We start from the raw sequence: 12,577 nt of genomic DNA, 5'->3' as shown, positions 1-12,577 counted from the left end.
AGGCGAAGATGCAGACCCGCGCGGCCAGCGCGGACGGATTTCAGGACGACGGGGCCGACACAGTCTGGATCGAACAGGACCCCTTCATCGACCGAATCCCGCGCTGGGTGGCCATGCTGGGCCTTTTCGTGGCCATCGTCGGGCTGTGGCAGGTGGTGACCGCGCTCGACATCGTGTCGCCGATCGTGCTGCCCTCGCCCGCTGAAACCTGGGCGGACATTCTGTTCGTTGGCAACAACCTTCTGACCGGCGGGCACATGCTTGACGCGCTGATCACCACAAGCCTGACGGTGCTCTATGGGTTCGCCATCGCGGTCGCGCTCGGGTTTTCGCTTGGTGTCCTGGTGGGCGAGACGAAGTTCGGTGAGCGCGCGGTGATGCCTTATCTCGTGGCGATCGACACGATGCCCAAGGTCGCCTTTGCGCCGTTGTTCATTGCGTGGCTTGGCTTCGGGATCTCGTCGAAGGTGGCTCTTGCGGCGTTCATCGCCACATTCCCAGTGGTCGTGTCCACGGCGGCCGGACTCTATGCAGTGTCGGAGAACGAACGCTTCCTGTTCAAGTCTATGGGCGCGAGCCGCCTTCAGACGCTGGTGAGGCTGAAGCTGCCGATCGGGCTGCCCTACTTTTTTACCGGCTTGAAGATCGCCAGCGTGGGCGTCATGGCGGGCGCGATCACGGGCGAATTTCTGGGCGGCGGTGAAGGCTTCGGCGCACTGATCCGGATTTCGGCCTCGCAGCTCAATACACCGCGCGTGTTCTCGCTGATCATCTACCTGAGTTTCCTCGGGCTGGCGCTTTACTTGACCGTGGTATGGCTGCAGGCAAGGCTGATCTTCTGGAACAAGACGGACAAGATCGGTGGCATCGCGTGACATGACAGGCCGCGCGCAAGCGGCGGCAACCACCCCCATCCTGTCGGAACAGGCGCGCGACATGATCCGACGCGACATCATTGGCGCGGCGCTTCTGCCGGGGGACAAGCTGCAGCTTGAATCGATCTCCGAGCGGTACGGGATCGGCGTGAACCCGGTCCGCGAGGCGTTGAACCAGCTTGTGTCGGAAGGCTGGGTGGACCGTCGCAGCCAACGCGGGTTCTTTGTGAAGGGCATGTCACTGGCGGACCTCGAAAGCCTCGTGAAGACCCGCATCTGGCTCGAAACGAAGGCGCTGTCGGAATCCATGCTGCATGCCACCGAGGCCTGGGAGGAGGCGCTGGTCTTGTCCTATCACCGGCTCGCCCGGACCCAGCGTCTGATCGAGCGCGAGGGCGAGGAGACCCTCAACACCGACTGGGAGGACCGGCACACGGCGTTTCACATGAGCCTGCTCAGCGAATGCGGATCGCCGTGGCTGCTGGAATTCTGCGCGACGATGATGGACCAGTCGGTGCGCTACCGGAACCTGTCGGTCAATTTCAACCGCGCGCGCCGGGGCGATGCCATCGCCGAACACGAACAGATACTCAACGCGGTGCTTGACCGCGACCCCGCCGCGGCGACCGGCCTGCTGGAGCGGCACTACGCAGAGACGCTGGAGGGCCTGAAAGCCTTCCTGGCTGCCGACAAGGCCGGTGAGGCGTTCGGAATATAGCAAGCCTGCCACAACTTGCGCTGCAGGGGCGCGGATCTGCGCGCCGCTTCCGATTTCCTGTTGCCGGGGCGCAAAACTTCTTCACACTGGAGTGAATGCACCGGGCGGGGCCTGTCGCCCGACCCGACGATGCCAGGAGCCATGCCCGCGATGCGCCCCACTCCTCTTGTTGCCCTTCTAGCCATCCTCGCACTGCTTTCGGCCTGTGGTTCGGGCCGGGAGGAGACCGATATAGCCCGTCTTCAGCCCGGCATAGAGGCGGGCATTGACGCAGGGGGAGAACTGGCGCTGCTGCCGCCGGGGCGCGACGGCTTCGCTTTCGGAGATGCTGCACCGCACCCGTGGGAGGGCCGGACCCCGGCAGACTATGCGGTGCACGGCATCGACGTGTCGCGCTGGCAGGGCCATATCGATTGGTCGGTGGCCCGGCAGGCCGGGATCGCGTTCGCCTTCATCAAGGCGACCGAAGGCGGCGATCATCTTGACCCGAAATTTGCCATGCACTGGGACGAAGCGGGCCGCGCCGGGATGCCGCGCGGCGCATATCACTTCTACTATTTCTGCCGCAGCGCCGAGGAACAGGCCCGCTGGTTCATTCGCAACGTGCCACGCGGCGGGTCCATGCCGCATGTGCTGGACCTTGAATGGAACCATCATTCGCGGACCTGTCCCTATCGCCCTGCCCCTGAGAAGATCCGTTCCGAAGCCGCCCGTTTTCTCGACATCCTGACGCGGCACTACGGGCAGCGCCCGGTGATCTACACGACGGTCGATTTCTATCGCGACACCGGCATCGGCACGCTGCCGGGAACGGAATTCTGGCTGCGGTCCGTCGCGGGCCATCCCGAAGACGTCTATCCCGGCGCCGACTGGACATTCTGGCAGTATACCGGTACCGGCTTGGTGCCGGGGATCGAGGGCAAGGTGGACATCAACGTTTTTCGCGGCAATCGCGGGCAATGGGCCCAGTGGCAGGCCATCCGGACCGCGGGGCGGTGAGCGCGGGGCGCTAGTCCGCCATGCCGTCTCGGACCGTGGCGTGCGGCGCGCACACCGGGTCCAGAACGAGGGATTTCACGAAAAGCAATTCGGCCACCTGCAGCGGTCCGTCCCGGCCGACGCGCCATTTCCCGTGGACCTGCCGCGCGAAAGCCTCGATCAGGCGGCGACTCGATCTGGCTGCCGCGTCATCGCCAGCTGCGCCGTCTGACCCGCCGCGGGGCCCCGCATCGGCGGCGGGGCTTTCGACGCGTATGCACACGGCCGTTCCGTTGGTCACCGCGGTTTCCGACAGAACGAGCCTTACCTGTCCCCGTCCGCGCGCCTGCGAAGGCACAATACCAAGCGCGGTTGTCAGCGCTTCCACGGCGAACAGCGTCGCGGGCATGCTGTCATCTGCGGTCAGCCGGACGGGCGCAAGCCCGACGGTATCTATTGGCGACACGGCGTCATCGTTCGCTTCCGTGTCCAGCCCCTGCCCGGCTTCGGTCATCATCTCTGCCAAGTCGCGAAGCAGCCGATCGAACGCGACCGAATCCATGCGCCGCGCTTCATAGAGATGCCGGTGCACCACGCCCAGCCCGCCGATGCGGCAGCTGATCCGGGCCAGCGCCGCTTCGGTTTCAGCGTTTTGCGCGCTACGGGCCTGCAGGTTGATCATCGACGAGATCACTTGAAGGTTGTTCTTCACCCGGTGATGTACTTCGCGCAGCAGCGCGTCGCGCTCGTGCAGCGCGTCCATCAGTGCGCGTTCGTCCGAGACCGACTGTCCCGCCATGTCGGCGAAGGCTTCCTCGATGCGGGACAACTCGCTCGGCATGCCGGTGCGCGGTTGCGGCACGCCAAGTTCCCGGTGCCGACCGAACAGTGTGATCCGCGCGCTCAGCGTGCGGACCGGACCGATCAGCGAAGTCTCGATCACCGCGAGCACCAGGAACAGGCTGGCCAGCCACATCAGCACCGGGTAGGCGGCCGGCGACAGGAACACCCCCCGCGCCGCAGCCTCGTTCAACGGTCGCGCGCCGACGGCATAGGCGACGCCCTCGATGATCGGCTCGACCGCGTAGTCTCGGGAGCGCCCGCGCTGGTCCTGCGCGCTGAAAGACGGGGCCGCGTCGTCCGCGGCCTGCTCCGGCACGAAGCCGTCCGGCAGCATGTCCGTCGCCTGCCCGGTCGGCAGGTTGCTGCCCAGTACGGCCCCGCGCGAGTCGACAACCGCCAATTCGATGTCGGCTGCGGTGACATGCGCTGGCAAGTTGAGGTCGCGCGCGCCCAGCGACACCACAACGTAGCCGCGCATTCCGCCGTCCGGGCCAAGCACCGGGTGAAAGACGCTGATGACCGGCTGTCGGGACACGCGCCCTTCGACACGGGCGCTGGCGAAGACGGTCGGGTTTTCCATTCTTTCGCGGAACCGCGGCGCAGAGGAAAAATCATAGGCGTCCGTGACCGAACTGCATGTCATCAGGCCTTCTGTCGGCAGAAACCCGGCGAAGGTGAACAGCCCGTCGCCGCCGGTCACGATTCCCTCGGCGGTGCGGCGGCAGGCGACCGGATCGCCGGCCAGCACCGGCAGCGTCGCGGCGAAGGCGCGCGCCGCCCCGAGCGCCCGCCCTGCCGAAGCGGATTCATACCGGGCCAGTTCGGCCGTGATGGCCCGCAAGTTCAGCGCCTGCGCGCGGTCCAGTTCGTTCTCGACACGGCGGGTCTGTTCGACGGCGATCACGCCAAGCGGGATCAGCGCGAGCGACAGAAGCATCGCCACCCGTGCCCCAAGGCTGCGTCGCAGACGCTGCCAAAGGTTCCGCGGCAAGTCGGCCCGGTCGGGGGTTGTCATCGCCGGTGGGCCATCAGCGATGTGGGTCCGCGCGGTCGGAACGTCCGGCACTGGCCGGGCGCGTGCCCTGCGCGCGGTTTGCTTCGGGCTGAAACCCGGTCGCGCGGCGTTCATGCGCGGGCGGGGGACGGCCGGGGCCGGGGGCATCGCGCAGCAGATCAACGAGGCGGCCAAGCCTGCGCGGAAGTCCGCGCTCCAAATCGTCGTGGAACAGCCTGCGAAGGTTGTCGTCGATCTGGCGTTCAATCACGGGGTGTCGGCTGTCTTGTCTCACACGTCTGTCTCCCAAGGCCATTGACCCGCACCGGGAACAAAACAGTCTCTGGGGGCGTTTGTTCCTGAAATCGACATGCCGAAGCGCGGCCAGTATCGCAGGAAGGATACCGTGATGTGCGCCAATGACACCGAACCGTCGCTGTCGGAGCAGGTCGGCACCGCCCTGCCCTATCTGCGGCGCTATGCGCGGGCGCTGACAGGCTCACAGGCCAGCGGCGATCACTACGCCGCTGCGACGCTGGAGGCGATCCTGGATGACCGCGACGCCTTCGGGACGAGCGAGGGCGGCCCGCGGGTCGCGTTGTTCGCCATGTTCCACGGCATCTGGGACAGCGCGGGCGGTGCGTTGCACCTGCCGCACAACACGTCGGTGGATGCCCCGCGTGCCCGCGCGCTGCGCCACCTTGCACGGCTGACACCACGTACCCGCGAGGCGCTGCTGCTGCAGACGGTAGAGGGCTTCACGCTGGACGAGGTCGCGCAGATCCTGCGTATCTCGGGCGATGAGGCGGCCGAGCTTGTGGCGATCGCCCGGGCCGAGATGCACGATATGGTGCGCGGCCGGGTTCTGGTGATCGAGGACGAGCCGATCATCGCCATGGAGATCGAAGCGATCGTGACCGAGATGGGGCATGAGGTCACCGGCATAGCCACCACCCGCGACGAGGCGGTCGCGCTGGGGCGCGCGATACCGCCTGACGTGATCCTCGCCGATATCCAGCTTGCCGACAAAAGCTCAGGCGTGGACGCGGTAAACGATCTGGGCGACGAGCGGCCGGGCACGCCGGTGGTGTTCATCACAGCGTTCCCGGAACGTTTGCTGACCGGGCAGCCAAATGAACCGGCCTTTCTCATCGCCAAGCCCTTCCGTCCGCCGCAGGTCGTCTCGGCGCTGAGCCAGGCGATGTTCTTCGCCTCGTCCGCGCCGCTGCGCGTATGACGCGGGCGGGTTGCCGGAAAGAGGCCGCGGCCGCCGCTGTCGTTCTGGCACTTCTGGGCCCATTGCTGGCCGCCGGACCGGCAATTGCCACCTGCGCGGATCCGTCCACCACGCGCGGGGTGTGCGCCGTTTCGTTGCCTTCGCAGGGACAGACCCCGTCCGCCCCTTTTCCCCCGCCTGGCATCGGTCGGGCCGAGGGAGGCGGCGGGGCGCTTCTGCCGGAGCCCGTTCCCGGCATCGCGTCCGTCCCGCCCCGCGCGGCGGACGGCGGCGCATCGGTCGGCCCGGTGCCTCGCCCCGTGCCGTCGCTGCCTGCGGGCCGCGACGGCTGACCTGCGCGCCCTGCCCGCGGTCGCCTTGCCCTCAGCCCGGGTCCGGCAGCGTTGCCTGCAACACAACCGCCCCGACATAGACGGCCAGTACCGCAAGGCTTTCAAGCCCGATCCCGGCGGGCCCGTGCCGCTGCCGGAACAGTTGCCCGATCACGAGGATCACGGTCAAAAGTAGCCCGATCACGAGCCAGAAAACGTCCTGCTGCCCGACCGCGTGGTAGATCGACCCGTCCCGGTAACCCGCGTCGGACAGCGTCAGGAACAGCGTGTCGAAGGTGTTGCCGCCGATGATCCCGCCGATCGCCAATTGCAGCGCCCCCTGCCGGATGGCCACCAGCGTGGTGACCAGTTCCGGCAGCGAGGTGATGACCGCCGTGACCAGCGCCCCGGCGACCGAGGCCGACAGCCCGAACCGATCGATCGCCACGCCGGTCGTCTTGGCGATGCCCCAGCCGGCCAGGCCCATTACTAGCATCAGCGCTCCGAAGCGCGACACTAGCGCGGGCGTGCTGCGCCCGTCCGGTGCGGCGTCCTCGGCGGTGTCGGGCCGGGTCGCGTCGGTGCGCACCGGCATCCACATCGGTGCCTGCCGCACCTCGTGCGAGGCGCGCAGCCCGACAATGTAGACTAGGACGATCACCACTGAAACCGGGTGCATCCCGGCAACCGTCACCGGCGGCGCGGTCAGAGCCAGCAGCGGCAGGGTCAGCAGCAGCATCAGCACGGTGCCCTGGAAGACGTTGGCAAGATCCGCCGCCGCATGTTCGAGATTCGCCTTTCGGTAGATCAGATCCGCCAGCGCAAGAAACGCGGTCTGTGCCGCGATCCCGCCGATCCCGTTGGAAAACGCCAGAGAGGCGCGCCCGTCCAGCGCCGCGGTCAGCGACACCACCGTGCCCGACAGCGAGGTCGCTGCGCCCAGAAGCACCCCGCCGACCAACGCCTCGCCCAGCCCGGTGCGGTCGGCTAGGCGGTCGGCGAGGCCCGTCATGGCGGTGCCCCCTGCCACGACGGCGCAGGCACAGAGGACGAACAGGCCGAGAAGAGCGGGTGTTGACAAGGTTTCGATCATGGCGGGGCAACGCGGTGTCCGCGCTCCGGGTTCCTGCGGCGCGCTAGACCATCTCGTGCGGCATCAGCGGCAGCGGCCTTCCGAAGCGACGGGTCCGTGTTTCGGGGAAAGGCAACAGAAAGCCACGCCTGTGCCCAGGTGCCGTGCGGCTGTTGGTTTCGGCAAGCGCCTGCCAGGCGCGTGGCGCGCGATCCGGTTCGAAGAACGCTGTCGCCGCGTCCTCGGGCAACCAGTGCGCCATCAAGCGGCGGCGTAGTGCGCCCACCTGCGCGGGGTCTTCTAACGCGACCCCGGCCTCAGTGTCCCAGCGGTGAGAGCGGGCGTTGAGATTGGCCGACGACACGATGGCGCAAGTATCGTCGAACACCGACACCTTGGCATGGACATAGACGATGGGCGCGCCGCACAGGACCGCCCGGCTGCCATCGGGCGCGACGCCGCGCGGCTGTGCCGGGGCGATGACCGTCAGGCGCGGCCCGAAGGCGCGGCGCAAAACCCCGAGGCAGCGGGCCTGAAGATGTTCGCCGAAGCGGATGGCGAACCCGGTGTCGCCCGAAAAGGCCGCGTCCTCGGGTGCGGCGGGCAGCACGAGGATCATGCCCAGCCTCGGCGCCGCGCGGGCGCGCGCGGCCAGCACTCGGGCTAGACGCAGATCGCGCAGGAACTGCGTTTCGAGATAGATCAGTCTGTCTGCGCCGCGCGCACCCTGGACGGTGCGCGCGAAGATGTCGGTCAGGAGCGGGCGCGGCCCGAGCGCCAGCGCGCCAAGGCCGTTTCGCCGCGCCGACAGCGTGCGCAGCAGCCCCGGCCGTGCGGCGGGCGGGGTCCGGCCCGCGACTTCGGACCGGAAGGCTGCAAGATGGGCCTCAGCCGCCGCTGCGACAGCGCCGGTCAGGCCGATCTGCACGTCGTGCCAAGTGCGTTTGGCGGCCTTGTCGTGTTCCGGACTGTCCAGTCGCCGCCTGTCAAGGTCGAGCCCGCCGATCGACGCGCGCCGCCCGTCGGCGACCGCGATCTTCTGATGGTGGCTGCAGGGGTGCAGCATCGGCAGCGCGCCGGGCCGTGGCTGCGGAGGAACGCTGCGCGGCCCGGTTTCTTCGCCACGCGCGCGCAGATACGGCGCAAGACCGGGCATGTCGGCCAGTAGCGCAGCGCAGGTTTCAGGCCCTTGCGCGGCGCATCGGCGCGCAATCGCGGCCAGCCGGTGCCGCGCCAGCGGTGCGAACAGCAGTCGGAAGGGCCAACCCGCACGCGCCGGGTGCATGTGGGCCGCGATATCCAACCGTGCCTCGCAGCCGCGCGCGGCTGCGGCAGCGGCCAGGCGACGCAGGCTGCGATGGGTGGCGCGGTGCAACTCCGGCGCCCCGACGGGGTCGAAATCGCTGATCACACCGCGCACACTCACCCCGCGATCCAGGGTGTGCATCACGAGATCGGCCCATGTGTCGCCGGTCCGTCGCGCCTCGGGCGACAGCAGCGGGGTGTCCGGGTCGAAAACCCGGAACGAAAAAGCGATGCGGTCCTGCGCCTGCAGGAACAGCGATTCGAGATAGGGATAGGCCTCCTGTGCGGTCAGCATCACCCGCAGGTCTGGCAGTGCGCGTCCGTCGTCCGGGCGCGCTGTCATGTCCCGTGCTGTCGCCGCGTCCATGTTAGATGTTGCCCCTTGCCCGATTCCTGCTGCATGTGCCGCCGATACGGCGGTTCCAAGGGGCGACGCGGGAGGATGCCGTTTGTTCCCGTCGCGCGCTCCTGGTCGGCGGTTCGGCGCCGATACTGTTGCTGGCCGGGCGGTGGTGCACGGGATGTTTGGCATGCCCGGTGAGGTTGTGTACGGTCAAGATACATCTTTTTGGGAGTCGCGGATGACAGACACCGATGGCCGCGACCTGCGGCGTCACCCCGTGCCGGACCGGGCCGTCGCCTTTGCAGCGATCATTACCCTTGACGGCACGGTGCGACGTATCGACCACGCGGCGGGGCCGGGCGCGGATGGCGTGAGCGTCGGTCAGTCGCTGTGGCAGGTGGCGTGCTGGGGTGGCGGTACGGAGGGTGCGCGGGACCGCGTAGAGGCGATGATCCGGCGTGCGGTGGCCGGAGCTTCCGTGACAGCGACGGCGAGGGTGGCGCCTGGCGGTGAAGCAGCCCCGCTGGAGGTCCTGCACCGCATCGTACCGGTGCGCGGCCAGGATGGCGCGATCACCGGGCTCGTGGCCACCGCCACCGATGTCGGCCCTGCCGCTGAAATCCCTCGGTCGGGCAGCACGCCGGGGTCCGCGCCCGAACCCCCCGACCGCGCGGCTACGTTCGACAGCTTCGCGCAGTTCGAAAGCATCTATGCGGGGGCTGAGACCGGGATCGCTCTGCATGATGCGCGCCTGCGCCTGCTGCGCGCCAACGATACGTGGTCGGTGATGGGCACCGATCCGCTGAAGGCGCTGATTGCCGGGCGAAGAGCCGTCCCGACGGGGCCGGACGCGGGCGGAAACGCGGCGGTGCTGGCGACGGGGACCGATCCCCGGATCGTGGCCGCGATCCGGCGCGTTCTTTCCACCGGCCAACCGCTGCACGGGTTGGATGTGGCGGCGGCAACCGGCCCGCTGATCGGCGATCTCTACCCGGTGCGCCCCGACGGCCCAAAGGGGCGTGTGCGGGCAGTGGCCACCTGCTTGCGCCGCCCGTCCGGCGCGCGCCCCGCCGATGGAGGCGACGCCGCGGTCCGGGCCAACCTCGAACGGCTGCTGGAAGGGATGCCGTCGCCCGCAACTTTGCACGAAGGCCGGTCGCATCGCTTCGTTTATGCAAACGCGGCGGCGCGCAGGATCCTCGATGGCCAGTCCGTGCTGGGCCGGACACTGGCCGACGTCCTCTCGGGCTATGACGTGCCCGGCACGGTGCCGCGCTTCGACGCAGTGTTCCAGGAGGGCGCGCAGGACGTCGTAGCCGAGTTCGAGATGCCGCCGGGATCGGCCCGGTTCTACTACAATGCGCTGCTGCCATGGCACCATAGCGACGGCAGTGTCGGCGGCGTTCTGAGTTACGCGCACGAGATCACGCCGTCCGTGCGCGCGCGCCGCGACGCCACCGAGGCGCGTGACCGCCTGCGCAGGATGCTGGACGCCACCGGCGCGATGATGGTGGTGCTGGACCATGACGGCAGCGTACTGGAGGCCAACAGCGCCCTTTTGAGCAGTGTCGGCGCGGCACGGCGCGACGTTCTGAACAAGCCGATCTGGACATGCCCGTGGTGGTGCGATCCGCCCGAAACCGCGGAGGACACCGCCAGCGTGGCGATCCCGGTGGCGCAAAGGCTGCGCGCGGCCGTGGCGCGCGCAGCGGGCGGCGTGGCCGAACGCTTTGATGCGCGCATGGCATGTCATCCGGCCGGGCTGCGCGAGATAGAGGTGGATATCCGGCCGCTGGCCGCGTGGGATGCGCGCGAGGGCGCGATGGTACTGACCGCTGTCGACGTGACCGAACGCCAGCGCGCGATCGGACAGACCCGGTTCCTGCTGGACGAGATCAACCACAGGTCCAAGAACATGCTGGGTGTGGTGCAATCCATTGCCCGGCAGATGGGCCGCTACGAGTTCGACGATTTCGCGGATGCGTTTGGCGCGCGGTTGCAGAGCCTTGCGGCGGCGCAGGATCTTCTGATCCGCGGCGACAGCGGCCCGGTCACGCTGAACGACCTCGCGCGCGCGCAGCTCGGGCACCTGTCGCACCTGTTCGGAACACAGATCATCCTTGGCGGCCCGAAGGACGTCCGGCTCAGCCCACAGGCCACGCAGTCATTGTCCATCGCTTTGCATGAACTGGCCACCAACGCCGAAAAGCACGGCGCGCTGGCCCGGCCCCTGGGGCAGGTGCACGTGTCGTGGGGGCTGGACGGGAGCCAATTCTGGCTGGACTGGCGCGAGAGCGGCGGGCCGCCGGTCGCGCCGCCCGTGCGGCGGGGCTTCGGCCGGTTCGTGCTGGAACGGGTGGCGTCCCGCAACCTCGATGCCGAGGTGAGCATCGACTGGGCACCGACCGGGGTGCACTGGCGGTTGGAAACAAACCGCCGCAGCACGCTCGTTCCGCCGCGCCATTCCCCTTCGACCTGTGTATCGGGTGGCGGTGCCGTCCCAACCATCCTGATCGCCGAAGACGAACCGCTGCTGGGTTACGAGATGGCGGAACGGCTGCGCGAGGTGGGACATGCGATCTGCGGCCCGGCCCGCACGGTCGCGGACGCGATGGCGCTGCTGGACAGCCTGCCCTGCGCCGCCTGCGTGATGGACCTTGATCTGGCCGGGGAGCGCGCGGATGCTCTGGCCGAACGACTGATCGAGCAGGGCATTCCCTGCGTGCGTGTGTCGGCCCACCCCGCAGATGCGTGGCCGGGCTTCATGGGTGCGTCGCCTTTCATCGCCAAGCCGGTCGACTTCCGCCGCCTCGTTGCTGTGATCGCCGGGCTGACCGGTGGCGCTGCGGCGCGTCGGAAGCCCCCCGCATGACGCCACGTCGCAAAAATGCATTGGAACAGGGTGGGGCCTTGAAGGTTTTACGTTGTTGCCGTGCCACTCAGACGGGAAGCCAACATGCACGATGCCGATGAAACGCCTGGCGGAGGCGCTCGCAGGTCCAGCGCGACCCTCGAGGCGCAGATCGACGAGAACCTGCGCCTCCTGTTCGAAACCGATCTTGCGGCCGACCTGCCGCCTAAACTGGCGGCGCTGGTCGCCCGGCTCGATGCCGGGGCCGGAGACGGGTGCGGCAGCGGGCCCGATACGCCGCCGGACGCTGGGTCGGGTGATGCCGGTCCGGATGATGGCGACAGTGGGGGCACGGATGGCACAGGCCGCGTACAGTTCTTCAGCCACTGGAGGCTTGCGATATGACACCGCTTGACAATGCCAGGCCGACCCACCCCGAGGCGGACACGGCGCGTGCGCGGGTCAGCCTAGAGATCCGTCAGGAACTGATTGACAACATGAAAGTGCTGCGCGCTTTCGCCATCAGCCTCACCCGCAACACGTCTCGCGCTGACGACCTCGTGCAGGAAACCGTGCTGAAGGCTTGGGCCAACATCCACAGGTTCGAGCCGGGCACCAACATGCGTGCCTGGCTGTTCACGATCCTGCGCAACAGCTTCTACTCGGAACGCCGGAAGGCCCGCCGCGAAGTGGCTGACCAGGACGACGTTCTCAGCGGTCAGATCGCATGCAAACCCGAACATGATGGGCACGCGCAGTTGCGCGATTTCCGGCGTGCCTTCAACATGCTGCCGGCCGAGCAGCGCGAGGTGATCGTGTTGATCGGGGTGCTGCAACATTCCTACGAGGATGCGGCGAAAATGTGCGGCGTGCAGATCGGCACAATCAAGAGCCGACTGAATCGTGGCCGCGCACGGCTGGCCGACCTGATGCAGCTGGACAGCGAAGAGGCGCTGGAATTGACCGACGGCGCGACCGCCGCCGTCATGAGCGCGAACCGCGGCACAGCGCTCTGACCCGGCCTGCGCCGGGCACGGCGGGGCGCCGCCA

The 12,577-nt window shown here is 68.2% G+C and carries 11 protein-coding genes; 7 read left to right on the top strand and 4 right to left on the bottom strand.

Going from position 1 to position 12,577, the window contains the following annotated elements:
* The first annotated feature begins 8 nt into the window (after positions 1–8).
* The 3 genes from DKT77_RS18465 to DKT77_RS18455 all read left to right on the top strand — a co-directional run bounded on the left by DKT77_RS18465 (position 9) and on the right by DKT77_RS18455 (position 2,592).
* Complete coding sequence (locus DKT77_RS18465) at positions 9–875, top strand: ABC transporter permease (protein WP_109813196.1); 867 nt, start codon at positions 9–11, stop codon at positions 873–875.
* Positions 862–1,593 carry a GntR family transcriptional regulator gene (locus DKT77_RS18460; RefSeq protein WP_238548010.1) on the top strand — a complete coding sequence of 244 codons (732 nt, stop codon included), beginning with the start codon at positions 862–864 and terminating at the stop codon, positions 1,591–1,593. Before DKT77_RS18465 ends, DKT77_RS18460 begins: the two co-directional genes overlap by 14 nt.
* Positions 1,594–1,743: 150 nt before the next feature.
* The gene (locus DKT77_RS18455) at positions 1,744–2,592 is read left to right on the top strand and encodes a glycoside hydrolase family 25 protein (RefSeq protein WP_109813195.1); all 849 of its coding nucleotides are present in this window, start codon (positions 1,744–1,746) and stop codon (positions 2,590–2,592) included.
* Between the two features lie 10 nt (positions 2,593–2,602).
* Here DKT77_RS18455 and DKT77_RS18450 read toward each other — a convergent pair whose 3' ends face one another.
* Both DKT77_RS18450 and DKT77_RS21210 read right to left on the bottom strand, forming a co-directional pair.
* A complete protein-coding gene (locus DKT77_RS18450) occupies positions 2,603–4,429 on the bottom strand; it encodes a sensor histidine kinase (protein ID WP_238548009.1) in 1,827 nt (608 codons plus the stop codon).
* Positions 4,430–4,442: 13 nt separating this feature from the next.
* Positions 4,443–4,679, bottom strand: a complete 237-nt coding sequence (locus DKT77_RS21210; RefSeq protein ID WP_238548008.1) for a hypothetical protein — start codon at positions 4,677–4,679, stop codon at positions 4,443–4,445.
* A 138-nt stretch (positions 4,680–4,817) separates the two neighbouring features.
* Here DKT77_RS21210 and DKT77_RS18445 point away from each other — a divergent pair, with 138 nt between their 5' ends.
* Positions 4,818–5,645: a response regulator gene (locus DKT77_RS18445; RefSeq protein WP_109813125.1), complete on the top strand. Its 828-nt coding sequence runs from the start codon at positions 4,818–4,820 to the stop codon at positions 5,643–5,645.
* A gap of 363 nt (positions 5,646–6,008) precedes the next feature.
* On the opposite strand, the gene DKT77_RS18440 is transcribed toward DKT77_RS18445, so the two are convergent.
* Positions 6,009–7,049 (bottom strand): sodium:calcium antiporter, encoded by a 1,041-nt coding sequence (locus DKT77_RS18440; RefSeq protein ID WP_109813124.1) that lies wholly within the window; start codon positions 7,047–7,049, stop codon positions 6,009–6,011.
* 43 nt (positions 7,050–7,092) lie between these two features.
* Positions 7,093–8,700, bottom strand: a complete 1,608-nt coding sequence (locus DKT77_RS18435; protein ID WP_238548007.1) for a phospholipase D-like domain-containing protein — start codon at positions 8,698–8,700, stop codon at positions 7,093–7,095.
* Between the two features lie 214 nt (positions 8,701–8,914).
* Here DKT77_RS18435 and DKT77_RS18430 point away from each other — a divergent pair, with 214 nt between their 5' ends.
* The 3 genes from DKT77_RS18430 (at position 8,915) to DKT77_RS18420 (ending at position 12,543) form a co-directional block, all read left to right on the top strand.
* Positions 8,915–11,548, top strand: coding sequence for a PAS domain-containing protein (locus DKT77_RS18430; RefSeq protein ID WP_109813122.1), 2,634 nt, complete (start codon positions 8,915–8,917; stop codon positions 11,546–11,548).
* Between the two features lie 84 nt (positions 11,549–11,632).
* On the top strand, positions 11,633–11,932 hold the full coding sequence (locus DKT77_RS18425; protein WP_109813121.1) for a hypothetical protein: 300 nt from the start codon (positions 11,633–11,635) through the stop codon (positions 11,930–11,932).
* Positions 11,929–12,543, top strand: a complete 615-nt coding sequence (locus DKT77_RS18420) for an RNA polymerase sigma factor (RefSeq protein ID WP_109813120.1) — start codon at positions 11,929–11,931, stop codon at positions 12,541–12,543. Before DKT77_RS18425 ends, DKT77_RS18420 begins: the two co-directional genes overlap by 4 nt.
* The last annotated feature ends 34 nt before the right edge of the window (positions 12,544–12,577 follow it).

Origin of the sequence: Meridianimarinicoccus roseus (assembly GCF_003172915.1) — a bacterium.
Classification (GTDB): Bacteria; Pseudomonadota; Alphaproteobacteria; order Rhodobacterales; family Rhodobacteraceae; genus Meridianimarinicoccus; species Meridianimarinicoccus roseus.
Note: the sequence above shows the minus strand (reverse complement) of the source record. Positions and strands in the feature narration are given on the sequence as shown.